This window comes from Pseudomonas sp. HS6-2, from assembly GCF_049325675.2.
Classification (GTDB): domain Bacteria; phylum Pseudomonadota; class Gammaproteobacteria; order Pseudomonadales; family Pseudomonadaceae; genus Aquipseudomonas; species Aquipseudomonas putida_N.
The window spans coordinates 2,401,156-2,425,374 of the sequence record NZ_CM143906.1; the positions used below are offsets into that span (position 1 = coordinate 2,401,156).

At 63.8% G+C, this 24,219-nt stretch carries 23 protein-coding genes; 11 read left to right on the top strand and 12 right to left on the bottom strand.

Translation table 11 applies throughout. The annotated features are described in order from the left end of the window. Positions 1 to 46 precede the first annotated feature (46 nt). Positions 47 to 1,438 (top strand): amino acid permease, encoded by a 1,392-nt coding sequence (locus ACOKS3_RS11265; protein WP_422764235.1) that lies wholly within the window; start codon positions 47 to 49, stop codon positions 1,436 to 1,438. 33 nt (positions 1,439 to 1,471) lie between these two features. Here ACOKS3_RS11265 and ACOKS3_RS11270 read toward each other — a convergent pair whose 3' ends face one another. Genes ACOKS3_RS11270 through ACOKS3_RS11280 form a run of 3 tightly spaced genes read right to left on the bottom strand, consistent with a single transcriptional unit; the run spans position 1,472 to position 4,755 of the window. Next, on the bottom strand, positions 1,472 to 2,818 hold the full coding sequence (locus ACOKS3_RS11270; RefSeq protein ID WP_422764234.1) for an MFS transporter: 1,347 nt from the start codon (positions 2,816 to 2,818) through the stop codon (positions 1,472 to 1,474). A 42-nt stretch (positions 2,819 to 2,860) separates the two neighbouring features. Further along, on the bottom strand, positions 2,861 to 3,043 hold the full coding sequence (locus ACOKS3_RS11275; protein WP_422764233.1) for a DUF2783 domain-containing protein: 183 nt from the start codon (positions 3,041 to 3,043) through the stop codon (positions 2,861 to 2,863). Positions 3,044 to 3,054: 11 nt separating this feature from the next. Further along, a complete protein-coding gene (locus ACOKS3_RS11280) occupies positions 3,055 to 4,755 on the bottom strand; it encodes an FAD-dependent monooxygenase (RefSeq protein WP_422764232.1) in 1,701 nt (566 codons plus the stop codon). A gap of 235 nt (positions 4,756 to 4,990) precedes the next feature. On the opposite strand from ACOKS3_RS11280, the gene ACOKS3_RS11285 reads away from it, so the two are divergent. Continuing rightward, positions 4,991 to 5,230, top strand: coding sequence for a hypothetical protein (locus ACOKS3_RS11285; protein ID WP_422764231.1), 240 nt, complete (start codon positions 4,991 to 4,993; stop codon positions 5,228 to 5,230). 37 nt (positions 5,231 to 5,267) lie between these two features. On the opposite strand, the gene ACOKS3_RS11290 is transcribed toward ACOKS3_RS11285, so the two are convergent. The 3 genes from ACOKS3_RS11290 to ACOKS3_RS11300 form a co-directional block, all read right to left on the bottom strand. Beyond that, positions 5,268 to 6,431 carry an AAA family ATPase gene (locus tag ACOKS3_RS11290; RefSeq protein WP_422764230.1) on the bottom strand — a complete coding sequence of 388 codons (1,164 nt, stop codon included), beginning with the start codon at positions 6,429 to 6,431 and terminating at the stop codon, positions 5,268 to 5,270. Positions 6,432 to 6,897: 466 nt separating this feature from the next. Continuing rightward, positions 6,898 to 7,719, bottom strand: coding sequence for an amino acid ABC transporter permease (locus ACOKS3_RS11295; RefSeq protein WP_422764229.1), 822 nt, complete (start codon positions 7,717 to 7,719; stop codon positions 6,898 to 6,900). Then, the gene (locus ACOKS3_RS11300; RefSeq protein WP_422764228.1) at positions 7,716 to 8,537 is read right to left on the bottom strand and encodes an ABC transporter substrate-binding protein; all 822 of its coding nucleotides are present in this window, start codon (positions 8,535 to 8,537) and stop codon (positions 7,716 to 7,718) included. The genes ACOKS3_RS11295 and ACOKS3_RS11300 overlap by 4 nt, the downstream gene beginning before the upstream one ends. Before the next feature lie 118 nt (positions 8,538 to 8,655). On the opposite strand from ACOKS3_RS11300, the gene ACOKS3_RS11305 reads away from it, so the two are divergent. Next, positions 8,656 to 9,540, top strand: a complete 885-nt coding sequence (locus tag ACOKS3_RS11305) for a homocysteine S-methyltransferase family protein (protein WP_181004472.1) — start codon at positions 8,656 to 8,658, stop codon at positions 9,538 to 9,540. A gap of 141 nt (positions 9,541 to 9,681) precedes the next feature. Here the strand turns inward: ACOKS3_RS11305 and glsB are convergent, their stop codons facing one another. Continuing rightward, entirely contained in the window at positions 9,682 to 10,590 is a 909-nt protein-coding gene (gene glsB / locus ACOKS3_RS11310) for a glutaminase B (protein ID WP_103446817.1), read from the bottom strand. A 102-nt stretch (positions 10,591 to 10,692) separates the two neighbouring features. Further along, positions 10,693 to 11,601, bottom strand: coding sequence for a LysR family transcriptional regulator (locus ACOKS3_RS11315; RefSeq protein ID WP_422764227.1), 909 nt, complete (start codon positions 11,599 to 11,601; stop codon positions 10,693 to 10,695). 123 nt (positions 11,602 to 11,724) lie between these two features. Between ACOKS3_RS11315 and ACOKS3_RS11320 the strand changes: the two genes are divergently transcribed. Next, a complete protein-coding gene (locus ACOKS3_RS11320; RefSeq protein WP_103446819.1) occupies positions 11,725 to 12,117 on the top strand; it encodes a RidA family protein in 393 nt (130 codons plus the stop codon). 17 nt (positions 12,118 to 12,134) lie between these two features. On the opposite strand, the gene ACOKS3_RS11325 is transcribed toward ACOKS3_RS11320, so the two are convergent. Beyond that, on the bottom strand, positions 12,135 to 13,922 hold the full coding sequence (locus ACOKS3_RS11325) for an IlvD/Edd family dehydratase (protein ID WP_422764226.1): 1,788 nt from the start codon (positions 13,920 to 13,922) through the stop codon (positions 12,135 to 12,137). A 20-nt stretch (positions 13,923 to 13,942) separates the two neighbouring features. Further along, positions 13,943 to 15,124 carry a fumarylacetoacetate hydrolase family protein gene (locus ACOKS3_RS11330; protein WP_422764225.1) on the bottom strand — a complete coding sequence of 394 codons (1,182 nt, stop codon included), beginning with the start codon at positions 15,122 to 15,124 and terminating at the stop codon, positions 13,943 to 13,945. 116 nt (positions 15,125 to 15,240) lie between these two features. On the opposite strand from ACOKS3_RS11330, the gene ACOKS3_RS11335 reads away from it, so the two are divergent. From ACOKS3_RS11335 to ACOKS3_RS11345, 3 genes are all read left to right on the top strand, one after another. Then, positions 15,241 to 16,188 (top strand): LysR family transcriptional regulator, encoded by a 948-nt coding sequence (locus ACOKS3_RS11335; protein WP_103446822.1) that lies wholly within the window; start codon positions 15,241 to 15,243, stop codon positions 16,186 to 16,188. 98 nt (positions 16,189 to 16,286) lie between these two features. Further along, on the top strand, positions 16,287 to 17,870 hold the full coding sequence (locus ACOKS3_RS11340) for an aldehyde dehydrogenase (NADP(+)) (RefSeq protein WP_422764224.1): 1,584 nt from the start codon (positions 16,287 to 16,289) through the stop codon (positions 17,868 to 17,870). A gap of 78 nt (positions 17,871 to 17,948) precedes the next feature. Then, the gene (locus tag ACOKS3_RS11345; RefSeq protein WP_422764223.1) at positions 17,949 to 19,334 is read left to right on the top strand and encodes an MFS transporter; all 1,386 of its coding nucleotides are present in this window, start codon (positions 17,949 to 17,951) and stop codon (positions 19,332 to 19,334) included. A gap of 34 nt (positions 19,335 to 19,368) precedes the next feature. Here the strand turns inward: ACOKS3_RS11345 and ACOKS3_RS11350 are convergent, their stop codons facing one another. Further along, positions 19,369 to 20,283 (bottom strand): LysR family transcriptional regulator, encoded by a 915-nt coding sequence (locus ACOKS3_RS11350; protein WP_103446825.1) that lies wholly within the window; start codon positions 20,281 to 20,283, stop codon positions 19,369 to 19,371. 181 nt (positions 20,284 to 20,464) lie between these two features. On the opposite strand from ACOKS3_RS11350, the gene ACOKS3_RS11355 reads away from it, so the two are divergent. The 4 genes from ACOKS3_RS11355 (at position 20,465) to ACOKS3_RS11370 (ending at position 23,348) form a co-directional block, all read left to right on the top strand. After that, positions 20,465 to 21,802, top strand: a complete 1,338-nt coding sequence (locus ACOKS3_RS11355; RefSeq protein ID WP_422764222.1) for a nucleobase:cation symporter-2 family protein — start codon at positions 20,465 to 20,467, stop codon at positions 21,800 to 21,802. Positions 21,803 to 21,863: 61 nt separating this feature from the next. Beyond that, entirely contained in the window at positions 21,864 to 22,367 is a 504-nt protein-coding gene (locus ACOKS3_RS11360) for a nucleoside deaminase (protein WP_103446827.1), read from the top strand. After that, positions 22,364 to 22,714, top strand: coding sequence for a hydroxyisourate hydrolase (locus ACOKS3_RS11365; RefSeq protein WP_103446828.1), 351 nt, complete (start codon positions 22,364 to 22,366; stop codon positions 22,712 to 22,714). Before ACOKS3_RS11360 ends, ACOKS3_RS11365 begins: the two co-directional genes overlap by 4 nt. Before the next feature lie 121 nt (positions 22,715 to 22,835). Continuing rightward, positions 22,836 to 23,348: a ProQ/FinO family protein gene (locus tag ACOKS3_RS11370; RefSeq protein ID WP_103446829.1), complete on the top strand. Its 513-nt coding sequence runs from the start codon at positions 22,836 to 22,838 to the stop codon at positions 23,346 to 23,348. Positions 23,349 to 23,457: 109 nt separating this feature from the next. On the opposite strand, the gene ACOKS3_RS11375 is transcribed toward ACOKS3_RS11370, so the two are convergent. Next, positions 23,458 to 24,174, bottom strand: a complete 717-nt coding sequence (locus ACOKS3_RS11375; protein ID WP_422764221.1) for a tellurite resistance TerB family protein — start codon at positions 24,172 to 24,174, stop codon at positions 23,458 to 23,460. Between the last annotated feature and the right edge of the window lie 45 nt (positions 24,175 to 24,219).

Consider the following 24,219-nt stretch of genomic DNA (forward strand, 5'->3'; position numbering starts at 1 on the left):
GGCATCTGCGTTGTGCGGACCTGATAATAAGATCAAGAAGGTATCTATGAACGCTCAATCCTCACACCAGCTCAAGCGGGGGCTGTCGACCCGGCATATTCGTTTCATGGCGTTGGGTTCTGCTATCGGTACGGGGCTGTTTTATGGCTCGGCATCGGCGATAAAACTGGCAGGGCCTTCGGTGCTGCTGGCCTACCTGATCGGGGGCGCGGCCATCTACATAATGATGCGCGCCCTTGGCGAAATGGCGGTGCATAACCCGGTGTCCGGTTCGTTCGGCCACTATGCCAGCCAGTACCTGGGGCGCTACTTGGGTTTTCTGACAGGGTGGAGTTATGCGTTCTCGATGCTGGTGGTGTGCCTGGCAGACGTTACGGCCTTTGGCGTCTACATGGGGCTGTGGTTCCCGGACACGCCCGCGTGGATCTGGGTGCTTGGGATCGTGTTCTTCATCGGGGCACTGAACCTTTGCAGCGTGAAAGTGTTTGGGGAAATGGAGTTCTGGCTGTCGTTGCTCAAGGTGACCGCTATCGTTGCCATGATCGTGGCAGGGGCGGCGGTGCTGCTGATGGGTATCCAGCTGAATAACGACGCAGGCACTGTGGCCAGCGTCTCGAATCTCTGGAGCCATGGCGGGTTCTTCCCTAATGGCATCGGTGGGATGATCGCTTCGTTCACGGTGGTGATGTTCGCCTTTGGCGGGGTCGAGATGATCGGCATCACCGCAGGCGAGGCCAGGGACCCGAAGCGCGTGTTGCCGAAGGCCATCAACTCGGTGCCGCTGCGCATCCTGCTGTTCTACATCCTGACCCTGTTCGTGCTCATGGCCATTTACCCGTGGACCAGCATTGGCAGCCACGGTAGCCCGTTCGTGCAGATTTTCAGCGGCCTGGGTATCAGTTCAGCGGCAACGGTGTTGAACATCGTGGTGATTTCTGCGGCTGTATCGGCGATCAACAGCGATATCTTCAGCGCCGGGCGCATGATGTATGGCATGGCGCAGAACGGCCAGGCGCCTGCGGGCTTTGCAGCGCTGTCGCGTTTCGGTGTGCCGTGGATGACCGTTGCGGTCATGGGCGTGGCGCTGCTGTTGGGCGTGATATTGAACTACCTGGTGCCGGAAGACTTGTTCATGGTGCTGGCGGCAGTGGTCACGTTCTCGATTGTGTGGGTCTGGTTGATGATCCTGCTGTCGCAAGTGGCGATGCGTCGCGGCATGAGCGAGGAGGAGGCGGCGGCACTGGATTATCGGGTGCCGCTGTGGCCGGTGGGCCCAGCCTGCGCGATTGCGTTCATGGTGTTCATCTTTGGCGTGCTGGGCTGGTTCCCGGCTAGCCGCACCGCCCTGTATGTCGGGGTTGGCTGGTTGGTCCTGCTCTCCCTGGGTTACTGGTTGTGGGGCGTGCGTGCGCCACGGCCAGTGTCTGCGAGCGCTTGAGGCATTGAACGGTAGGGGCGGGCAAGCCCGCTCCTACCGCGCCTGCTTGGATACCGATGTAGCCGAGCGCAGCGGCAGCAGGAAGGTCAACAGCGCCCCCATCACCAGCAACGCCGTGGCATACACGATCCCGGCCGTGAAGCTTTGGGTCAGGTCCTTGAGCCAGCCAACAACCAGCGGGTTCAGCGCCGAACCGATATTGCCGAACGCATTGATCACCGCAATGCCAATGGCCCGCGCCTTGAACGTCAGTGCCTGGTCCGGGGTCGTCCAGAAAATCGACATGGCGGTGTAGGAACCTGTGGCAGCCATGCAGATCCCGCACAGCTGCACCAGCGGGTTACCGGCGTAGGCCGCGAACAACCAGCCGGCAGCGGCCATCAGCATCGGCAGCACCAGGTGCCATCGGCGCTCTTGGCTGCGGTCGGAATGCAGGCCCCACACCAGCATGCCGATGATGGTGCACACCTGCGGGATCATCGCCAGAAAGCCAATGGTGCTGTTGCTGCTGTCGGCGGCACTGATGCTCTTGATGATCAGCGGCGTCCAAACGGCGATCATCGCCAGCGTGTTGACCAGGCAGAAGTACACCAGGCTGAACAGCAGCATGGTGGGCGAGAGCATTTCGCGCAGCAGGCTGCCGGGTTCATCTTTCTCCGTATCAGTTGTAGCCGGCTTATCGGCGGCCAGGGCTTGCTGCAACTGTTGCTTCTCTTCCTGGCTCAACCAGTGGGCCTGGGCTGGCCTATCGTTCAGGTAGCCGAACACCACAAAGCCCATGACCACCGAGGGCATGCCTTCGAGCAGGAACAGCCACTGCCAGCCGTGCAGCCCCCACACTCCATCCAGGCTCAGTATCAACCCCGAGAGTGCCGAGCCGAAGCCTGCGGTAAACGGCATGGCGATCATGAACAGCGCATTGGCGCGTGCCCGGTATGCGGCCGGGAACCAGAACGTCAGGTACAGCAGCACACCAGGCAGGAAGCCGGCTTCGGTGATACCGACCAGCATCCGCAGCAGGTACAGGCTGCTGGCATCGGTCGCGAACAGGGTCGCGGTCGAGGCCAGCCCCCAGGCGATCATCAGGCTGCCGATCCATCTGCGTGCGCCAACCTTGGCCAAGGCCATGTTGCTGGGGATGCCGCAGGCGACGTAGGCGATGTAGAACAGCGTGGTCGCCATGCCGAACTGGGTGCTGCTCAGGCCCAGGTCGCCCATCATGGTCAGGCCGGCGAAGCCGATGTTGATGCGGTCGAGAAACGACAGCACAAAGCACAGGAACAGAAAGCCGAGCAGGCGCCTGGAGACTTTGCGCATCACGGCGTGCTGTGGGCTGCTGGCGGTTGTTAGCGTGGCAAGGGGGGCGGTGTTCGGGTGCATGGGGGCGCCTGATTATTATTGTTTATGCGGCAACGCCAGGGCTTACAAGTTGTGTAGCGCCGACTGGGTCAGTGCAGTGAAAGCCTGGGCATCGCCGAGGGCATGGGCGCTGAGCAACGCCAGCTTGGTCAGGAACAGCTCGGCCTTGGCCGGTGTGGCCTGGTCCAGGGCCTCTGCCAGTACGTCGTAAACCACTTCCAGTTCTGCTGCGGTCAGGGTGTTCATGGCGCTTCCTCTCAGTACTTGCCCAGGGCGGTGTCGACGGCGGTGTGCAGTTGTGCAGCAGACAGCTGCAGCCAGCGGGCGCAGATGTGCTGGTCAGGGCGCACCAGATAGGCGCCGTTGCCGGTGATGCCATACTTGGCGGCGATACGGCCGCTGGCGTCGCCGATCAACTGGTCTGCACCATTGATGGCGGCTTGGGCGTCTCGCGCAATCGCGATGATCTCCAAGGGCACGCCGCTGCTGCGAATGGCCTGCACCTGCTCGACCAGGTCGGTCGGGATGCAATCGCTGTCGGTGAAGCACAGCAGGTAGAAGCTGGCGCCCAGGCGGTCGAACAAGTAGTCGTCTTCGGCCAGGCGGATATTCAGCAGCGGGGCGCCGTTGCGCGGCCCGGCCGTGAAACGCGAGTTGTCGTCAGCCGCACTGTTGAGCACCGAGTCGGCATAGTCGTGTGGCCGCGAGGTGCGCCAGTGATACAACGGCCGGACGAACGCCTGGGTCAGCGACAACGACAACACCGCATCGCGTACCAGGCGGTAGCCCGCTGTGGGAGGCGCCATGAAACGGGTGCTCTTGCCAGCTTCGCTGATGATTTCCCGCGCGGCACTCACGCGTTCGCTGGAATAGGACGGCAGCAGCTTGGGACCGGCCAGGCCCTTGAGGGTCAGGGCCAGCTTCCACACCAGGCCATGGCAATCCTGGAAGCCGGTGTTGGCACCTCGCACGCCGAAGATCGGCAACAGGTGGGCCGCGTCGCCCGCGAATATCACGCGCTGGTGAATGTAGTCCGGCAGGGTCAAGGCGCGGGCCGAATAGACCGAGTTCCAGTCCATTTCCCACTGCGGGTCTTCTATACCCATCATCTGCAACTGGGCATTGATGCGTTCGCGCAAGGATTCGGGCTGCAACGCCTGCTCCGCAGTTTCGTCTGGCGGCAGTTGGTAATCGATGCGCCAGATATCACCCGGTTCGCGATGCATCAATACGGTGTTGCCCGGGTTCCAGGCTGGGTCGAAGTAGGCCAGGCGCTCGGTGGGCAGGCCGAGGTCGATCTTGATGTCGGCGATCACGAAGCGGCCTTCGTAGGCGGTGCCTTCAAGTTTCAGATCGAGCAGCGTGCGCAGTGTCGAGCGGGCGCCATCTGCAGCCCCTACCCAGTCAGCGTCCAGTTCGTAGTTGCCGGCGGGGGTGTCGATGACCAGCCGGGCGAAATCGTCATGCTGCGTCAAACCGGTCACGCGGTTGCCCCAGCGCAGCTCGATCAACGGGTTGGCCTCGGCGGCCTCGACCAGAAACTGCTCCAGGCAGGGCTGCTGCAGGTTGGTCATGGGCGCGAAGCGGTCATCTAGGTCGTGTGGGTTCTCCATACGGAACACCAGCCGGTTGCGGTAGAACGAATTGCCACAGCTCCACGGCAAGCCAAGTTCGCAGACTCGGTCGGCGACACCCACCTGTTGCAAGATTTCCATCGAGCGGCGCGTGAACACGATCGCCCGGCTGCCTTCACTCACTTGCCGCTCTGCAGCCAGTACTACGCAGGCGATGCCATGGCGGGCAAGGTCCAGGGCAGTGGTCAGGCCGATCGGGCCGGCGCCTGCCACCACCACCGGTTTGCGCTCAGGGCGGGCAGCGCCGACGCTGGCGGTGTGGGCAGGGAAGACCTGGTAGTTGAAATAGAGGGAGCGGCGCGGCGCGCTGTGGGGGTTATGCATGGCGGTGCACATCCTAATTTCTTGTAGGTATTCAGGTGTGCAGATGACTGTACTTGAGGTGGCACGGCGCGATGTCCCCTGTAGGGGACAACGCTGGACGAAATGGCTGCTGAGGCGAAAACCGCTGGAGTAGAGCCTCTAAAGCAGGAGCGCCTTTGGGGCGAACGGCCGATTGACTTCCTTTGCCGCTTTGCCGAACATAGCGCCGTCCTGCCATTCCTGTGCGCGGTGAGGAGTGGCGCTAAAGCCCAACAATGTGTTGGGCTTTTTCCTTTCTGGCGACAGGGCATTTTCCAAGGTGTGCCGTCTGTTGCGATTCGTGAAAAGAAAACTCTCCAGAGCGCTGCGAAAGTGGTTCATCTATCTCGCGGTGGCTGGGCTGGCGGGCAACTCCAGCCGAATGTTCGATCATCTGTCCTTGTGGAAACCTTGGCACTTGGCCAAGGGCCTGGCGGCATACTTCATCGCCACCTGATACGCTTCTTCGCCGGATATCCCTTCCGGCTCATGGATCAGTCAATCCAGCGCCATAGCGGTTCATCCAACAGCCCAACCCCGCGCAGCTGGGTCTGGCCCTGTACCTTCTCCAACTCCAACACGTTGCACCCCTCGCACGCCGTCAACGCCTCGATCAGCGGCCTGCTGTGCGATACCACCCACACCTGGCTACGTTGCGACGCGCGGATGATCAGCCGCGCCAAAGCCGGGAGCAGGTCGGCATGCAAGCTGGTTTCCGGTTCGTTGAGCACCATCAGCGACGGCGGCCGTGGCGTCAGCAACGCGGCCATCAGCAACAGATAACGCAGGGTGCCATCTGACAACTCGGCACCGCCCAGCGGGCGCAGCAGCCCATGCTGATGCAGTCGCACACTGAACAGGCCGCCCGGCGGCGCATCGATCTGCAGGCGGCTGCCGGGGAATGCGTCCTCCAGCGCAGCTACGAGGTCTTCAACTTCACCGATCTCGATAATGGTCTGCAGCGCCGAGGCGAGATTGCGGCCGTCGTGGTGCAGCACTGGCGAGCGGGTACCCAGCTGAGGCTGGCGGCAGGGCGCATCGCGGTCGATGCGGAAGTGATCGTAGAACCGCCAGCTATTGATGAAGGCGCGTAGCTCGCCGATCTCTGGTGCTTGGCGAGGGCGGCCAACGATGTTGAAGAAGCTCTCGCAGCTGTCGGCATGTTGATCGAGCACTGTCCAGCTGTTGCCCTCCCGGGCGCGTACCATGGCGTTCTTGCGCTCTACCAACAAGGAAGCCGGCCGGTAGGCGCCAGCGCCCCAAATGGCTTCACTCTTTATTTCGGGGTCGAGCATGAAGGCGCTGGGATAGGGCAGAGGAATCGGCAGGCCGAGCGAGATGGCAAAGCCGAAATCCTCGGTGGCAAAACCCAGGCGCAGGCGTTTGACGTCGCTCGGATGCTGGCCTTGGATGGGCACTTCACCGCGCTTCATGCGCGCACTCATTTCAGGCCCGGCCCACCAGGTCGAATCCAGTCCGCCTTCACGGGCAAGCGCTTCGATCACCCCGCCCTGGGCGGTTTCGGCGAGCAGGCGCAGGGCTTTGTAGAGATTGGATTTGCCACTGCCGTTGGCGCCGGTCACGAGGTTGAGTTGGCCTAGTGGCAACACAAGGTGATTGATCGAGCGGTAGTTGCCGATAGCGAGGGTGGTGAGCATCCGGTGCGTCCCAGCTTGAACTGAGTGACCGATTGTGGCCGAACTGGGGTGGCGTTACTACCTGTCAGCTCGGCGTCGGGAGTGGGGGCGGCTGTGTTCGAGTTCATCAAAAAGGGCGCGAACCATCATATTGAGGTTGTGGGAGGCAGCGACCCTGCGGTGGTCACCTAGCATGACGCCGGTGTGGTTGAGCTAGCGGGCGCAGTCCAATCGAGGACTGTCCCGGAAATGATCAGGCGCGTAGCCATGCCCCGATAGTTAACAGTACTCTCGAAATACACACCTACTACTGCAAGGACGGAACAAGTGACTCAACCACCGGATGGATTACCGATTTACCGGGTGCTGACCGGCCCCGACGATGCCTCCTTTTGCCACAGGGCAATTCGCTACTTCGGGAGCTGGGGCCGCTTTGCGGCCCATCGCGGATAAATCCGCTCCTACAGCAGTGCGCAATGCGGGTAGGTCAGCGCTGGTAGGCCTTGCCGAAATGCCGCTCAAGCCGTGCCTGCACCAGCTCCAGCAAGATCGACAACACCCAGTAGATCACCGCCGCCGTGGTCAGCATTTCCAGGTACCGGTAGCTTGAGCGCCCATACGACTGCGCCAGGAACATCACCTCCCAAACCCCCATCACCGAGATCAGCGACGAGTCCTTGAGCATCGAGATGAACTGGTTGGCCGTAGGCGGAATGATCACCCGCATCGCTTGGGGCAGCACGATGCTGCAGAAGATCTGCACCGGCCGCATGCCCAGCGCCAGCGCCGCTTCACGCTGGCCGCGGGCCACGCCGAGGATGCCGGCGCGGAAGATCTCGCTCAGGTACGCACCGTAGTTCAACGACAACGCGATGATGCCGGCGCTGATGGCGCCGGGTACCAGGCCTAGCTGCGGTAGCCCGAGGTAGATGAGCAGGATCTGGATCAGCAGCGGGGTGCCGCGGAAGAACGAGGTGTAGAAGCTGGCGATGCCCACCAGCACCGCACTGTTCGACAGCCGCGCAAGCGCCGCGGCAAAGCCGAACGCCACCGACACCACCATCGAGCACAGGCACAGGAACAGGGTCAGTGCCGCGCCCTGCAAAAAGCCGTTGGGCCCGAGCTTGAAGCCGGCGAGGTTAGGGAACTTCTCCAGAATGATCGCGAACTTCAGGTCAAAGCTGAGGAAAAACGCCACAAACAGGGCGAACAGCGCCAGCCAGGTCAGGTACAGCCGGGTACGAAAGCCGAACAAGCCGACGACCTTGGCGCGGGCCGCGGGTTTGGGGGCAGGGGGGAAAGTGCTCATTTGCTGATGTCGGCGCCGATCCATTTCTGCGAAATCTGCGCCAGCGTGCCGTCAGCCTTCAGCTCGGCGAACACCTGGCGCACCTTGGCATCCCACTCCGGGTCGCCTTTCTCGATGGCCACCGAATTCGGCTCTTCATACAGCGGGGCGCCGGCCAGCTTGAAGCGGTTGTCCTGGTCCAGGCGCGGCTTGGCGGTCACCAGGTTGGTGAGGATGGCGTCCAGGCGCACGCCAGCACCCAGGCCCAGGTCCTGGAAGGCGACGTTGTCGGTGTCGTAAGGGGCGATCTGCACGGCCTCGAACGGGTAGTCGATGTGGCGGTCTTCGGCGCCTTCGATCACCAGGTTCTTGTTCAGGTAGCTCTCGTAGCTGGAGGCGGCGGTCAGGCCGACCTTGCGCCCGTCCAGGTCCTTGGCGCTGTGGATGCGCTCATCCTTGGCGTTGACCACGATGACGGCGGGCGAGGCGTAGTATTCCACCGGGAAGGCGAACACTTCGGCGCGGGCCTTGCTCGGGGTCATCGAGCAGATGCAGATGTCATAGCGCCCGCTCCAGCGGCCAGCAGCGATCACGTCCCACGACGGGGTTTCCAGGCGCAGCTTGACGCCGAGCTTCTGCGCCACTGCCTTGGCCACGTCCACATCGAAGCCGTCGAGCTGGTTCTGCGCGTTGAGGAACGAGAACGGCGGGTAGCTTTCCATCAGCACGTTTACCAGTTCTTTGTTCGTCTCGACACGCTCAAGGGTCGTGCCGGCAAAGGCTTGAGTAGTGGTAGCGAGCAACAGGAGGCTCGCGCCAAGCAGGGCAGGGACGCGCATGTAAATACCTGAAAAGTTGGCCAAAACTGGATTAGTGTATTAAATAGTTATAAATCATTCCTACATAATGAATTTTATTCATAAGAACCTTCAGAGTAGTTATATGAAACAGCGAGCGATGTTAGTACTGGACGGTGGCATGGGGCGGGAATTGCAGCGCAGCGGTGCGCCGTTCCGCCAGCCGGAGTGGTCTGCGCTGGCCCTGAGCGAGGCCCCCGAAGCGGTGGTGGGGGTGCATGCGGCGTTCATTGCCGCCGGTGCGCAGGTGATCACCAGCAACAGCTATGCGGTGGTGCCGTTCCATATCGGCGAGGAGCGCTTTGCCAAGGAGGGCCTGCAACTGGCCACGGTGGCGGGCCAGCTGGCACGTCGGGCGGCGGATGCCAGTGCGCAGCCGGTGCAGGTGGCGGGGTCGTTGCCGCCGCTGTTCGGTTCCTACCGGCCAGACCTGTTCCAGCCGGAGCGGGTGGCTGAGGTGCTGACGCCGCTGCTGCAGGGGCTGGCACCGCATGTGGACCTGTGGCTGGCTGAGACCCAGAGCGCGATTGCCGAGGTGCAGGCCATTCACAGCCATCTGCCAGCGGACGGCAAGCCGTTCTGGGTGTCGTTCACCTTGCAGGACGAAGACGTCGACGCCGTGCCGCGCCTGCGTTCCGGCGAGCCGGTGGCCGATGCCATCGAGGCGGTGGCAGGCCTGGGTGTTGCGGCGGTGCTGTTCAACTGCAGCCAGCCTGAAGTCATCGGTGCAGCGCTGGATGTGGCGCGTTCGGTGATCGAAGCACGCCAGGCGGATATCGCCATCGGCGCCTACGCCAATGCCTTCCCGCCGCAACCCAAGGAAGCCACTGCCAACGATGGCCTGGATGAGCTGCGTGAAGACCTCGACCCGCCGGGTTATCTGGTGTGGGCCCGCGACTGGCGTGCGCGAGGGGCGAGCCTGATCGGCGGCTGCTGTGGCATCGGCCCGGAGCACATCGCCGAGATCAAGCGCAGCCTGGTTTGATGGCGATTCGAGGCTTCCAATCCGTGTCTCCCTGGCCCATGAAGCCGGGGTTTCACGTGTTCTTGAGGTCGCGTCAACAGCGGAGCAGGGGACGACATTCGAGGTCATCCTGTCTACTGTTTAACGGCCCATCTGCCTTGATCAGAACACCGACCAGCCGATCCGCGAACTGAGCAGCTCCAGCGCTGCCATCCCCGCCAGGGAATTGCCCGCCGCATTCAGCTCCGGCGACCACACGCACACGGTAAATTGCCCCGGCACGATGGCCACGATCCCACCACCCACGCCGCTCTTGCCGGGCAACCCGACCCGGTAGGCGAAGTTGCCGGCCTCGTCGTACAGCCCGCTGGTGGCCATGATCGAGTTCACCTGCTGGGTCTGGCGCCGGCTGAGGATCTGCTCTCCGCTGTGCTTGCAGAACCCGTCGTTGGCCAGGAAGCAGAAGGCTCGCGCCAGGTCCAGGCAGCTCATTTGCAGTGCGCAATAACTGAAGTAGCTGCGCAGCACCGTCTCGACTTCGTTATGGAAGTTGCCGAACGATTGCATCAGGTAAGCCATGGCGGCGTTGCGCGCGCGGAACTGGTATTCCGAATCGGCGACGCGGGCATCGATCGCAATGTGGGGATTGGCCGACAACCGGCGGACAAAATCGCGCATCGACAAGGTGGGCGCGGCAAAGCGCGACTGGTTGATGTCGCAGATCACCAGCGCGCCAGCGTTGATGAACGGATTGCGCGGCCGCCCACGCTCGAACTCCAGCTGCACCAGCGAGTTGAACGGCTGGCCGGAGGGCTCATGGCCCAGGCGCTCCCAGATGGCTTCACCGGAGTGACCAATCGCCTGGACCAGGCTGAACACCTTGGAAATACTCTGCACCGAAAAGGGTACCAGGGCGTCGCCTGCGCAGTAGTGGCTGCCATCGTTGCCATAGACGGCGATGCCCAGCTGATTGGCTGGCACGTCGGCCAGCGCAGGGATGTAGTCAGCCACTTTGCCCTTGCCGATCAAGGGGCGCACTTCGTCGAGAATCTCGTTCAACAGCGTTTGCATGGAAGGCCTTGTTATCAGTCCCCGGACGACAGCGAGGGGTTGCGCTTGTGACGCAGACTGCACGGCAGAAATCACACGATGATGAACAAATGGTGCAGGTGATCATGGCCCGGCGTGCTCGGCCATCAGCTCCACGACCCAGTTGATGAACACCCGCAGCTTGGCGCTGACATGGCGGTTGGGCGGGAAGGCCAGGTACAGCGGCATCGGCGCCATCTGCCAGTCCTCGAACAGCGGCAGCAGTTCGCCGCTGGCCAGGTGCGGCCTGGCCATGTAATGCGGTAGCCACAGCGCGCCCAGGCCTGCGAGGCCGGCGGCGAGGTAGGCGTTGCCGTCGTCGACCGTCAGCACCGAACGGCCTTGCACCTCGACACGTTCTTCGCCGCGCTGCATCACCAGCGGCAACGCCTTGCCAGTGCGGAACCAGAGGTAACTGACCGTGCGGTGGCGGCCCTCTTCCAGCTGCCCTGGGTGCACGGGCCTGCCAGCGTCCTGCAGGTAACCCGGGGTCGCGTAGACGCCCAGCTGCAGGTCGGCGACATGCCGCGCCACCAGGGACTGGTCGGTGATCTCGCCGCCGCGCACCACGCAGTCGACGTTTTCTTCGATGATGTCGACGATGCGATCGCTCGCACCCAACGTCAGCTGAATGTCCGGGTAGCGGGCATAAAAAGCGGGCAGGGCGGGTATCAGCAGCAGGCGCGCCAGCGGGCTGGGTACATCGACCCGCAGCCGCCCACGTGGGGCCGCCGAGGCGCTGGACAAGCTGGTCTCGGCATCGTCGATATCCGCCAGCAGCCGGACGACGCGTTCATAGTAGGCAGCGCCGTCGGCGGTGACGTTGACCTTGCGGGTGGTGCGGTTGAGCAGGCGTACACGCAGCCTGGCCTCCAATTGCTGGACCAGCTGGGTCACGCTGGTTTTGCTCATGCCCAGGGTGTCTGCGGCTTTGGTGAAGCTGCCGGTTTCGACCACGCGGGCGAAGGCCTGCATCGCATTGATACGGTCCATTTCAAGGCTCGATCAGCTCGGGATTGTTTGGATTATACAAACAGTCATGACCAGCATTGCCCGTTTATCGGGGCGGGCGGCCTTTCTACAGTGGCTACACCGTAAACAGCCCGGAGCTTTGCCATGACCCGCCAACGCGATGTCGTCTTCCCCCCTGACCGCCATGCCTTGTATGACCTGCACCGTTACTCGCCGGCGATTCGCTCCAATGGCTTTCTGTTCGTGTCCGGCCAGGTGGGCAGCCGCAAGGATGGCTCGGCCGAGCCCGACCTGGCAGCGCAGGTGCGCCTGGCCTTCGCCAACCTCAACGCCATCCTGGCCGAGGCGGGCAGCAGCTTCGCCGACGTGATCGATACCACCCTGTTCATGATCGACCCCGACGCCACCTTCGCGACCATCTGGGAGGTGGCCGCCGAGTTCTGGGGTGAAGCCCCTTACCCGACGGTCACCGCGGTGGGCGTGACCTGGCTGGCAGGCTTCGACTTCGAGATCAAGGTGATCGCCAAGCTACCCTGACGCGCCGCCCGTCATTTTCAGTGCGAATGCCGCGGCATCCCGCCTTCTCGGTCGATCACGCGCATGTGCAGCGTCGCCGGCTCCAGGCAGCCACCGGTGGACAACTGCCCCACGAGCTGGCGGTAGAGCTCCTGCCACGGTGTCTGCGAGGCCGGGATGTTCGGCTTCCAGGCGGCGCGACGGCGCGCCACTTCGTCATCGTCCACCAGCAGGTCGACGCGGCGCTGGTTGAGGTCCACACGCAGCCAGTCGTTGGTCTGCAGCAAGGCCAGGCCGCCACCGACCGCCGCTTCCGGCGACATGTTGAGGATCGACGGGCTGGCCGAGGTGCCGCTCTGGCGACCGTCGCCCAGGCAGGGCAGCGAGTCGATGCCTTGCTTGATCAGCGCGGCCGGGGGCGCCATGTTGACCACTTCGGCACTGCCCGGGTAACCCACGGTACCGGCGCCGCGGATCACCAGGATGCAACGCTCGTCGATGTCCAGCGACGGGTCGTCGATGCGCGCGTGGTAGTCCTCCGGCCCTTCGAACACGATGGCCCTGGCCTCGAAGCTGTTTTCCTTGCCGGGCTCGGCCAGGTAGGTCTTGCGGAAGGCCTCGCCGACCACCGACATCTTCATGATCGCGCTGTCGAAGAAGTTGCCGCTGAGCACGATGAACCCGGCATTGTGCTTGAGCGGCGCGTCGAACGGCAGGATCACCTCGCGGTTGCTGGTGACCGTGTCGCTGACCACCTCGCCGATGGTCTTGCCGCTGACCGTGGCACAGGCCTCGTGCAGGCGGCCGGCCTTGCGCAGTTCATGCATCACCGCCGGCACACCGCCAGCGCGGTGGAAGCCTTCGCCCAGGTACTTGCCGGCCGGCATGCAGTTGACCAGTAGCGGTACGTCTTCGCCGATGCGCTGCCAGTCGTCCAGCGACAGCTCGATGCCCATGTGCCGGGCGATGGCGATCAGGTGCGGCGGGCAGTTGCTCGAGGCGCCCAGTGCCGAGGCCACGGCAATGGCGTTTTCGAAGGCCTCGCGGGTCATGATCGAGGACGGGCGTACGTCTTGCAGCACCAGTTCGCAGATGCGCCTGCCGGTCGCATAGGCCATCTGCCCACGTTCGCGGTAGGGCGCGGGGATGCTGGCGCAGCCTGGCAGCGACATGCCCAGGGCTTCGGCCAGGGCGTTCATCGACAGTGCCGTGCCCATGGTGTTGCAGTGGCCCACCGAAGGCGAGGCGGCGGTGGTCATTTCCATGAAGCCTTCGTAGTTAATTTCACCCGCGGCCATCAGGTTGCGGGCGTGCCACAGCACCGTGCCCGAGCCAATCAGCTGGCCTTTGTGATGGCCGTCGAGCATGGGCCCACCCGACAGTACGATGGCCGGCAGGTCGGTGGTGGCTGCGGCCATCAGGCAGGCCGGGGTGGTCTTGTCGCAGCCGGTGGTCAGCACTACGCCGTCCAGTGGGTAACCGTGGAGGATTTCCACCAGGCCCAGGTAAGCCAGGTTGCGGTCCAGGGCCGCCGTTGGCCGGCGGCTCTGTTCGGCGATCGGGTGCACCGGGAACTCCATCGGAATGCCCCCGGCATCACGTATGCCGGCCTTGACCCGCTGGGCCAGTTCGATGTGGTGGCGGTTGCAGGGGGTAAGGTCGCTGCCGGTCTGGGCAATGCCGATGATCGGCCGGCCCGACTGCAGTTCGTCGCGGGTCAGGCCGTAGTTCATGTAACGCTCGACGTACAGCGCGGTCATGTCGGCGTGGCTCGGGTCGTCGAACCATTGCTGGCTGCGCAGCGGGCGTTTCGGGGTATCGGTCATTTCAGGCTCTCTTTTTTATTTTAGCGATGCAGCAGGCCGCGTGCGGCCAGGTTGTGCATCAGGGCGCGAAGGCCGAAGGTCCACGGCGCTGCCTGGTCGCTGGTCGTGACCCGGTTGTGCAACTGGCCGAGCAGGGGGCTGGCGATGCGTACCCGGTCACCCAGTTTGTGGGTGAACCCCGCGCCCGGCTGATCGCGATCTTCAATAGGGGCGAAGAGCGTACCAAGGAACAGCAGGAAGCCGTCGGGGTATTGATGGTTGGCGTTGAGGGTCTGGCGCACCAGGTCTTCAGGGTCGCGGCTGATCTGGTCCATCGAGCTGCTGCCGACCAGGCGGTAACCGTCGTTACCTTGGACTTCCAGGTCAACCACGCAGCGGCGCACAGCGTCCAGGTCGAAGGTGTCGTCGAACAGGCGGATGAACGGGCCGACGGCGCACGAGGCGTTGTTGTCCTTGGCCTTGCTCAGCAACAGCGCGCTGCGGCCTTCGAAATCACGCAGGTTGACGTCGTTGCCCAGCGTTGCCCCGTGAATGCGCCCGTGGCTGTCGACCGCCAGCACCACCTCGGGTTCGGGGTTGTTCCATGCCGAGCCGGGGTGCACGCCGATCGCGCTGCCGCTGCCAACCGCCGCCAGCACCGGGGCCTTGGTGAACACTTCGGCATCCGGGCCGATGCCCACTTCCAGGTACTGCGACCACATGCCTTGTTCGATCAGCAGCGCCTTCAAGGCCATGGCCTGTTGTGAGCCAGGGCGCACCGCGCGCAGGTTGTCGCCGATCACCGAATGCACGGTGGCGCGTACTGCTTCGGCCTTGCTGGCGTCACCGGCGGCCTGCTCTTCGATCACCCGCTCGATCATGCTGGCGGCGAAGGTCACGCCGGCCGCCTTGATCACTTGCAGGTCGACCGGGGCAAGTAGGTAAGGCTGGTTGGCGTCGAACGCCTCGCCGCTATTGGCCAGCAACGCTTCCAGGCTGCCCAGGAAGCGGCCCGGGGTGCTGCGCACGGCCTGCAATGGGTCTTCGCTTTCCAGCAGCTGGCTGAGGGTGGCGAAGCGTTCGGACAGGTCGAAAACACCGTCGGGGCGCAAGGTGATCGGGGAGGGGCCGCCAGGTTCGCCCGGGGTCCAGGCGCGGCCGATCAGGGTGCCGGTCAGGCCGTCCGCAGGCAGGGTGTTGGCGGGGGTGAGGGTCATCGGCATGGCATCGCAATCTCTCGGAACGTGAGAGCTGCACGCTAGGCAAGCGGCGCGATAAACTCCAATGGCTTAATCTCACTATTCAATAACAAGCGGTTATCGCAGCGACAGGGGCTTGCATGTCGGACCTTTCCTTTTCCCACGTTTGCAACTGGCTCAAGTTCCGCCATCTGTTGCTGATCGAGACCCTCGGGCGCACGCACAACATGCACGTCGCGGCGCAGCAGATGAACCTGACCCAGCCGGCAATCAGCAAGATGCTCAAGGAAATCGAGCACCTGCTCGGTTTTGCCCTGTTCGAGCGCTTGCCGCGCAGCATGCCGCCCACCGCGCTCGGCGAGCAGGTGCTGCGCTATGCCCAGGTGGCCTTGAACGATGCGCGCAATTTCGTCGACCAGATCGACAGCTTGCGCCAGGGTGGGCACGGGCACCTGAAGGTGGGCGGCATCTTTGCCGCCACAGCCGTGGCGCTGCCGGATGCCATCGTCGAGATCAAGCAGCGCAAGCCATTGCTGTCGATCGAGGTGGTGGAGCAGACCAGCGATCACCTGATGGCCATGCTTGAAGACAAACACTTGCACTTGGCCGTGGCGCGCTTTACCGACGTGTCCCAGCAGCAGCGCTTCGACTTCCAGCCGCTGGCGCCGGAACCGTTCTGCTTCGTGGTCAACGATCAGCACCCGTTGAGCGGTGCTGGCCCGGTGACCCTGCCGCAACTGCTGGAGTGGCCTTGGATTCTCTACCCCAAAGGCACACCCATCCGTGGGCGCATGGAGCGCGCGTTCGCCGAGGCGGGCGTAGCTGTGCCGCGCAATACCATCGATACCATTTCCATGCAGACCTTCCTCAAGGTGCTGCTGGGCGGGCCGATGATCGGCATGCTGCCCCAGGCGATGGTCGAACCGCACCTGGCCAGCGGGGTACTGGTCAACCTCGACACGCCGCTGCACCTGGCGCCCCAGGACTACGGCATCCTTACCCGCAAGGGCGAGCCGTTGAACGGGGCGGCGCTGGAGTTCGCTGAAATCCTCCTGGCCCATGCGGGCCGAGGGGAAGGGGAGCGATAACGCGGCGTTATCGGATGATCGATAAATGCCATTGGGAAAGCATCGCAGGGCCGCCTAGATTAGCCCCCCATGTCTTTCGCAATGCCGAGGAATCATCCATGACGTCCCACGCAGGCCAGCAATTCATCGGCGGGGTTCGCCGCGCCACCGGTCAGGCGGCCTTGTACAGTGTCGATGCGCACAGCGGGCAGCCACTGCCAGGCGCGTTCCACCAAGCCAGCGACGAGGAGGTCGATGCCGCCGCCCAGGCCGCTGCTGCGGCCTATCCCGTGTACCGGGCCTTGCCCGCCGCTCGCCGTGCCGAGTTTCTCGACGCAATCGCCGAGGCACTCGATGCCTTGGGTGAAGACTTCATTGATACCGTATGCCGCGAAACAGCCTTGCCGCCAGCCCGTATCCACGGCGAACGGGCGCGTACCAGCGGCCAGTTGAGGCTGTTCGCCACGGTGTTGCGCCGCGGTGATTTTGCCGGCGCGCGCATCGACCGTGCGCAGCCTCAGCGCACCCCGCTGCCGCGCCTGGACATCCGCCAGTGCCGCATGGGGCTGGGGCCGGTCGCGGTGTTCGGTGCCAGCAACTTCCCCTTGGCGTTTTCCACGGCCGGTGGCGACACCGCCGCGGCGCTGGCCGCCGGCTGCCCGGTGGTGTTCAAGGCCCACAGCGGCCACATGGCCACGGCGCAGTGGGTGGCCGAGGCTATCGTCGCCGCCGCCGAGCGTTGTGCGATGCCGGCGGGGGTCTTCAACATGATCTACGGTGGCCGGGTCGGCGAGGCGCTGGTCAAGCACCCGGCCATCCAGGCCGTGGGCTTCACCGGCTCGCTCAAGGGCGGCCGTGCCCTGTGCGACATGGCGGCGGCGCGGCCGCAGCCGATTCCGGTGTTCGCCGAAATGAGCAGCATCAACCCGGTGCTGGTGCTACCCGGGGCGCTGGCCGCGCGCGGTGAGGCCGTGGCCCGCGAACTGGCGGCATCGGTGGTGCTGGGCTGTGGGCAGTTTTGCACCAACCCTGGCCTGGTGCTGGGGGTACGTTCACCCGCGTTCAGCGCCTTTGTCGAGCAGTTGGCTGCGCAGATGGCAGAGCAGCCGCCGCAGACCATGCTCAATGCCGGCACCCTGGCAAGCTATGCACACGGCGTGGCCACGCTCAAGGCGCATGCCGGCGTGCGACTGCTGGCCGGTGCCGAGCAACAGGGCAACCAGGCCTGGCCGCAGCTGTTCCAGGCTGATGCGCAGTTGTTGCTGGCTGGCGAAGCGCTGCTGCAGGAGGAAATCTTCGGCCCGGCCAGCGTGGTGGTCGAGCTTGCCGACCAGGCCCAGTTGCTGGCTGCGCTGCAGGCGCTGGGCGGGCAGCTGACCGCCACGCTGATCGGCGAGCCAGGCGACTTTGCGCACGCTGCGCCACTGGTGGCGTTGCTGGAACAGAAGGCCGGCCGCGTGCTGGTCAACGGCTACCCGACCGGTGTCGAAGTGTGCGACGCCATGGTCCATGGCGGCCCGTTCCCGGCCACCTCCGACAGCCGTGGCACCTCGGTCGGCACCTTGGCGATCGACCGTTTCCTGCGCCCGGTGTGCTACCAGAATTTCCCTGATGCGTTGCTGCCCGAGGCGCTACGCGATGCCAACCCGCTGGGGCTGCTGCGCCTGATCGATGGCCAGTACAGCCGTGACCCGATTCGCTGATTACCGCTGCTGATAGTCACCCGCCGGCTGCGCATGCACCCGGTGGGCTTCCAATAACAACAATCAGGCATGCACGACATGCCAAGAGGCTTGGCCATGGCTCATCAAACTGTCGCCCCCACCCACGATCAGGCGTTCGAAGACCGCACCTACCGCAAGGTCATCCTGCGTATCCTGCCGATCCTGCTGCTGTGCTACATCGCCGCCTACCTTGACCGGGTCAATATCGGCTTTGCCAAGCTGAGCATGCTCGACGACCTGCAGTTCAGTAACACCGTCTATGCCCTCGGCGCCAGCGTGTTCTTCTGGGGCTACTTCCTGTTCGAGGTGCCCAGCAACCTGCTGCTGCATCGCTATGGCGCACGCTTCTGGATCGCACGGATCATGCTGAGCTGGGCGATCATCTCGATGGCGGTGGCGTTCACCCAGCCGTTGGCCGGGTTCTTCCACATCGAGTCCAGCACCATGTTCTACGTGCTGCGCTTCTTGCTGGGCATCTGCGAGGCCGGGTTCTTCCCCGGCGTGATCCTCTACCTCAACTACTGGTTCCCGACCCATCGACAGAGCCGGGTGATGTCGGGTTTTCTGATGGCGATGCCGGTCAGCCTCACCTTGGGCGGCGTGCTGTCGGGCTGGCTGATGACCCGCCTGGATGGCTGGCATGAAATGGCAGGCTGGCAGTGGATGCTGCTGATCGAAGGCGTGCCTTCGGTGATCATGGCGGTGGTGGTATTCACCTGCCTGTGCGACAACATCGACAAGGCTGGCTGGCTGTCGGAGGCGCAGAAGCAACTGCTCAAGGCCAATCTGCAACAGGAGGCGCACGGCAAGGTCTCGCGCCTGAGCGATGTGTTCTTCAACCCGCGGGTGTGGCTGCTGGTGCTGATCCTGCTGACCTTCAACACTGGCTTCTATGGCCTGGCCTTCTGGATGCCATCGATCATCAAGAGCGCGGGCGTGACCAGCACCCTGGAGATCGGCTTGCTGACCGCCATTCCTTACAGTGTGGCCGTGGTTGCCATGTTCCTGAATGCGCGCCACTCCAACCGCACCGGCGAGCGCCGCTGGCATGCTGCAATTCCTGCATTCATCGGTGGCTGCGGCCTCATCCTCAGCGCCATGTTCGCCCATGACGTCGTGCTGTCGATCCTGTTCCTGACGGTGGCAGCCTCGGGTGTGCTGAGCCTGATGCCGATTTTCTGGACTCTGCCAGGTACGGTGTTGTCCGGTGTCGCGGCGGCGGCGGGCATCGGCATGATCAACGCCATCGGCAACCTGTCGGGCTTCACCGGCTCGATGATCACGGCCACCGCAGAGAGCCTGACCGGTGACATCAACGACGGTACCTACGTATTGGGCGTGTGCCTTTTCGTCAGCGGCCTGCTGATCCTGGCGATACCCGCCGCGATGCTCAAGCGTTCGGGCGCCGAGACGCACGGGCAACTGGAACTGAAGGCGGCCTGAGCAGTGCTGAATCGGGTGCCAGCCAAGGGGCCGCTCACAAGGTCGTAGACTGGCCCATCCGGTTGATCTCGAACACCTTGCTGCGTTGCAGGCACTCGCGCAGGTAGCGCGCCGCCGGGCCAGGCTGGCGCTTGCGATGCCACAACAGGTCCACCCCCACCAGCCAGTCGGTGTGGGGGTAGGCCTCCAGTTGCAACTCCACCAACTGCCCGCTTTCCAGCTCTTGCTGCACCAGTTGGCGCGGCAGGGTTGCCCAGCCAAGCCCACCGCGCACCATCTCCACCAACGCCAGGTAACTCTCCGCCCGCCACAGCTGGCCGGCACGCAGGTATTCGCTGCTGGGCAGTTTGTCGGCATGGGCGAAAAAGGCCAGCCGGCGATGGGCGTTGAGGTCGGCAAAGCTGACCGGGCACTGCCGCGCCAGGGCGAACTCCGGGTGGCAGACGTGGGTCATGATCAGCTTGCCCAGCTGCTGGAAGGCCAGCTCCGGCGGGTAGTGGGGCTGGGCGAAGCTCACCCCGAGGTCCGCCTCGCCGGTCAGGATCATCTCGCTGACATCACCGTGCAGCGGGTGGCGGATCAGCAAGTCCACGAAAGGAAACGCTTCGTCAAAGCCTTTGAAGGGCGCTATCAGCGGGCCATATGGCACCTCGATCGCCAGGGTCAGCGCGGCTTCCACCTGGCCTGCCAGGCTGTCTGCGCTGCCTTCCAGGGCGTAGCAGCGCTCAAGGATTCCCTCGGCGCGCAGCAGCAGTTTATGGCCCGCCGCGGTCAAGGCCGGGATGCGGCTGGAGCGATCGAACAGCTGCACGCCCAGGTCGGTTTCCAGGTTGCTGATGGCAGCACTGACCGTCGACTGCGTACGCCCCAGCCGCCGCGCAGCGGCAGAGAACGAGCCGGCCTGCACGGCGCTGACAAACACCTGCAACTGGTCCAGAGAAAAACGCATTACCTGCTCCTGTCCACGGGTCGATCCATCGATGGTAGCGATGGTTAATCATTTGCTCCATCGGTGATTTCACAGGATTCTCCACTTCGACATCGGCGACAGCTGCCACGCTTCCCTGCGCTGCATGTCACTCCGGGCGCCTTCAACAATAAAAAGAGCCGCACTTCAGGAGATTCACGACATGAGCCAACCTGTTATCCATCCCGTAGACGAAATACTGCCTGCACGGCAGCTGTTCAGCTTTGGTCTGCAGCATGTGCTGGTGATGTATGCCGGTGCCGTCGCCGTGCCACTGATTCTGGGAAGCGCTCTGGGGCTGAGCCAGGCCCAGGTGGTGACGTTGATCAATGCCAACCTGCTGACCTCGGGTGTTGCCACCTTGCTGCAAACCCTCGGGCTGTGGCGCTTCGGCGCGCGCTTGCCGCTGATCCAGGGCTGCTCGTTCATTGCCCTGGCGCCGATGATCATGATCGGCAAGGAATTCGGCCTACCTCACGTGTTCGGGGCGGTGATCGCGGCCGGTGCGCTCACCATTGCCATCGCGCCGCTGTTCAGCCGTCTGCTGCGGTTTTTCCCGCCAGTGGTGATCGGCAGCCTGATCACCGTCATCGGCATTTCGCTGATGCCGGCCGCCGCCATCTGGCTGGGGGGAGGGCAACCAGGCACTGCAGACTTCGGCAAGCCGGCCAACCTGATGCTGGGCGTGGCCACGGTGGCGCTGACGCTGGTGATCCACGCACGTTTTCGTGGCTTTATCGGCAACCTCAGCGTGCTTCTGGGGCTGATTGCCGGCAGCGTGGTGGCCGCGGCCTTTGGCATGACCGACTTCAGCCGGGTAGCCGATGCCGCGTGGTTCGAGCTCAGCGCGCCGATGGCGTTCGGCGTGCCGCAGTTCGCCTTCACCCCGGTGCTGATCATGCTGTTGGCGATGCTGGTGATCATGGCCGAGACCACTGGCAACTGCCTGGCCATTGGCAAGCTGACCGGCAAGCCGACCGATCAGCGCACGTTGGGCAACGCCTTCCGCGCCGATGGCCTGTCGACAATGCTTGGGGGCGTATTCAACAGCTTTCCTTACAACGCCTTCACGCAAAATACCGGCCTGATCGCGCTTTCCGGCGTCAAGAGCCGCTTCGTGGTCGCCGCCTCGGGCGCCATCATGGTGTTGATGGGCCTGTTCCCCAAACTGGGCGCGCTGATCGCCAGTGTGCCGACGCCAGTGCTCGGTGGCTGCGCAATCGTGATGTTCGGCATGACCACGGTGGCGGGCATCCAGGAGCTGGCCCGGGTACGTTTCGAGGGCACCCGCAACGGCCTGGTGGTGGCGGTGTCGGTCAGCATCGGCGTGTTGCCGATGTCTATGCCGGCGCTGTTCGAGCACATCAGCGGCCCGCTGAAGCTGGTGCTGGAAAGCGGGATCTTCCTTGCCGCAGTCAGCGCCATCCTGCTCAACCTGCTGCTCAACCGTGAAGCCGAACCCAGCAGCCAGGACGCCATCGATACCAGCATGGCCAAGTGAGCCTGCATTTTCACGCGCGCCAGCAGGCGCGCTTTCAACTGCCGTTCAAGGAGTAACAGCCATGACTTTCACCCGCTCCGGCGCCGACCTGTCCGAGATGGACCTGGCCCTGCTGCGCGAGTCGATCCGCCTGTCCGAGCAATCGCGCAAGGACGGCCGCCACCCATTCGCTGCCCTCGTGGCCGATGCGCAAGGCCAGATCATCGCCAGCGCCGGCAACAACTCCATGCCCCCGGAGGGCGACCCGACCCAGCATGCCGAGCTGGCCGCAGCGGCTCGCGCGGCCAGGCTCCTGACACCGGAACAACTTGCAGGCTGCACCCTGTACACCAGCGCCGAGCCCTGCTGCATGTGTGCTGGCGCGGTGTATTGGACCGGCATTGGCCGGGTGGTCTATGCGTTGTCGGAGCACGCCCTGCTCGGGCTGACCGGTGCGCACCCGGAAAACCCCACCTTTTCGCTGCCGTGCCGCGAGGTGTTTGCCCGCGGTCAACGCACCGTGCAGGTGCATGGCCCGGTGCTTGAGGAAGAGGCCGCGGTTGCTCACCAGGGCTTCTGGGCATGAACGGTGGCGTCTCGGTGCATGTTGTCGACATTGCCAGCGGGCGTGCCGCGCAAGGGCTGCGCCTGAGCATCGGGTTAGCGGGCGGCGCGCCGATCGCGCAGGGCATCATCGATGCGCGCGGCCAGTGGGCGGGGCTGGCTGAATTGAACGCGCTATTCGGGGTGGGCGTCTATGAAGTGCGTTTGCAGGTGGCCCGGTTTTATCGTGAGATAGGTACGCAGTTGCCCGAAATACCTTTTCTGGATGAACTGGTGTACCGCTTCGGTATCGGCGATGCGCAGGCGCACTATCACTTGCCGTTCAAGCTCACCGCCTGGGGCGTCAGCTGCTTTCGCGGGGGCGCTTGAAGGGGCGTGTGGCCGTGCTTGATAACTAAATCAGCAGCGATTCATCCTCTTTCTGCTGCTACCAAGCGCTGCATGGCTTATCCTTGCGCCACGCAATCAACGTAGAAGCAGTGAATTAACGATGGGTTTTGAACAACTAGCTGAGTTACGTGACCGCCTGCGGTCTGAAAAAGAGCAGCAGGCAAAGGCCGAAAACCCGCGCCCTGCCAAGCGCAAGCCCGCCCCGCAGGCCAAGGCGCGTGAGCAGGACCCGGCGGTGGAAGCCATCTGGCCACTGCAGAAGCATTTCCCGTTGGCCTTCCCGGTCAACCCGGCCCCCAAGGTGCCGCTCAAAGAGGGCATCTTCAAGGATGCCGAGCAACACCTGGAGCTGCTGGGTATCACCGTTGAGCAGCTGAAGCTGGGCATTTCGACCTGGTGTCGGGGCAACCGCTATTGGGCAAGCATGGTGGAAGGTGCGCCGCGCCTGGACTTGAATGGCCAGCCCGCGGGCGTTGTCACCGCCGGCCAGGCGCTATACGCCAAGCAGCAAGCTTCGCGGCAGCGTGGTAAAGGCCGCAAGGACCGCGCGAAGGCAAAAGCGGCTGCCCCGGCCCCGGTCGCCGAAACCGCAGTGGAACAGCCTGCGGACTGAGCCCAGTCGCGCTCGGCCCTGCGCCATTGAGTTTGATGGCGTTGGGGCCTGGGCGTCTGCTGGTTGGCGACCACTTCGCGCACTGAGCAACGGACGCAATCTCAGCCCGTCAGGCTGCCCCCTTGGCCTGCTGCTCCAGGTGCACCTGCAAAGCCGGGTCAAGCTGTAGCGCGCTGGCAAGCTCATCAAGGTAAGCCCGCTCAGCGTCCTGCTGGTCGTCCACCAGCATCACGCTGGCCAGGTACATTTCTGCGGCCATGGCCGGGTCTTTCGCCGACCGCGCCACCTCGGCCGCGTCGAGTGGCTTGCTGACTTCTTCATCCAGCCATTGCTGCAGTTGCGGGTCGCTGGTCTGACGTTTGATTTCCGCGTAGATCAACTGTTCTTCCTGCTCATCGATGCGCCCGTCAGCTTTGGCAGCAGCGATCAGTGCACGCAAGATTGCATGGCTGTGATCCTCGGCCTCGGGGCCGGACAGTTGATCGACCGTACGCACCGCCTGTTGCGGGGCTGCCGCCTGGTTGCGCTGCCAACTTTGGTAGGCCTGGAACGCCATCATGCCCAACGACGCCAGGGCTGCGTAATTGATGCCACCTGCGGCGCGCCCCTGGGAAGAGCCGCCAGCGCTGCTGCCACTACTGCCACCCAACAAGCCGCCTAGCAGACCACCAAGGCCATTGCCGCCGCCCTTGGCGCTACCGCCGCCAAGCAGGCCGCCCAGCAAACCACCCAAACCGTCTTGCGAAGACATGCCGCCGCTGCTTTGTTGCACTTGCGAATTCTGCCCGGCCCGAAGTAGCTGTTCGAGTAAGTCACTGGTGTTCATGGCGCTAACCTCGATCGGTAGTCGTTGCCCAGACAAGCAACGATA

Coding starts and splice junctions, on each gene's coding strand:
- ACOKS3_RS11265 (WP_422764235.1), top strand. CDS start 47: ATGAACGCTCAATCCTCACACCAGCTCAAGCGGGGGCTGTCGACCCGG.
- ACOKS3_RS11270 (WP_422764234.1), bottom strand. CDS start 2,818: ATGCACCCGAACACCGCCCCCCTTGCCACGCTAACAACCGCCAGCAGC.
- ACOKS3_RS11275 (WP_422764233.1), bottom strand. CDS start 3,043: ATGAACACCCTGACCGCAGCAGAACTGGAAGTGGTTTACGACGTACTG.
- ACOKS3_RS11280 (WP_422764232.1), bottom strand. CDS start 4,755: ATGCATAACCCCCACAGCGCGCCGCGCCGCTCCCTCTATTTCAACTAC.
- ACOKS3_RS11290 (WP_422764230.1), bottom strand. CDS start 6,431: ATGCTCACCACCCTCGCTATCGGCAACTACCGCTCGATCAATCACCTT.
- ACOKS3_RS11295 (WP_422764229.1), bottom strand. CDS start 7,719: ATGAGCACTTTCCCCCCTGCCCCCAAACCCGCGGCCCGCGCCAAGGTC.
- ACOKS3_RS11300 (WP_422764228.1), bottom strand. CDS start 8,537: ATGCGCGTCCCTGCCCTGCTTGGCGCGAGCCTCCTGTTGCTCGCTACC.
- ACOKS3_RS11305 (WP_181004472.1), top strand. CDS start 8,656: ATGTTAGTACTGGACGGTGGCATGGGGCGGGAATTGCAGCGCAGCGGT.
- glsB (WP_103446817.1), bottom strand. CDS start 10,590: ATGCAAACGCTGTTGAACGAGATTCTCGACGAAGTGCGCCCCTTGATC.
- ACOKS3_RS11315 (WP_422764227.1), bottom strand. CDS start 11,601: ATGGACCGTATCAATGCGATGCAGGCCTTCGCCCGCGTGGTCGAAACC.
- ACOKS3_RS11320 (WP_103446819.1), top strand. CDS start 11,725: ATGACCCGCCAACGCGATGTCGTCTTCCCCCCTGACCGCCATGCCTTG.
- ACOKS3_RS11325 (WP_422764226.1), bottom strand. CDS start 13,922: ATGACCGATACCCCGAAACGCCCGCTGCGCAGCCAGCAATGGTTCGAC.
- ACOKS3_RS11330 (WP_422764225.1), bottom strand. CDS start 15,124: ATGCCGATGACCCTCACCCCCGCCAACACCCTGCCTGCGGACGGCCTG.
- ACOKS3_RS11335 (WP_103446822.1), top strand. CDS start 15,241: ATGTCGGACCTTTCCTTTTCCCACGTTTGCAACTGGCTCAAGTTCCGC.
- ACOKS3_RS11340 (WP_422764224.1), top strand. CDS start 16,287: ATGACGTCCCACGCAGGCCAGCAATTCATCGGCGGGGTTCGCCGCGCC.
- ACOKS3_RS11345 (WP_422764223.1), top strand. CDS start 17,949: ATGCCAAGAGGCTTGGCCATGGCTCATCAAACTGTCGCCCCCACCCAC.
- ACOKS3_RS11350 (WP_103446825.1), bottom strand. CDS start 20,283: ATGCGTTTTTCTCTGGACCAGTTGCAGGTGTTTGTCAGCGCCGTGCAG.
- ACOKS3_RS11355 (WP_422764222.1), top strand. CDS start 20,465: ATGAGCCAACCTGTTATCCATCCCGTAGACGAAATACTGCCTGCACGG.
- ACOKS3_RS11360 (WP_103446827.1), top strand. CDS start 21,864: ATGACTTTCACCCGCTCCGGCGCCGACCTGTCCGAGATGGACCTGGCC.
- ACOKS3_RS11365 (WP_103446828.1), top strand. CDS start 22,364: ATGAACGGTGGCGTCTCGGTGCATGTTGTCGACATTGCCAGCGGGCGT.
- ACOKS3_RS11370 (WP_103446829.1), top strand. CDS start 22,836: ATGGGTTTTGAACAACTAGCTGAGTTACGTGACCGCCTGCGGTCTGAA.
- ACOKS3_RS11375 (WP_422764221.1), bottom strand. CDS start 24,174: ATGAACACCAGTGACTTACTCGAACAGCTACTTCGGGCCGGGCAGAAT.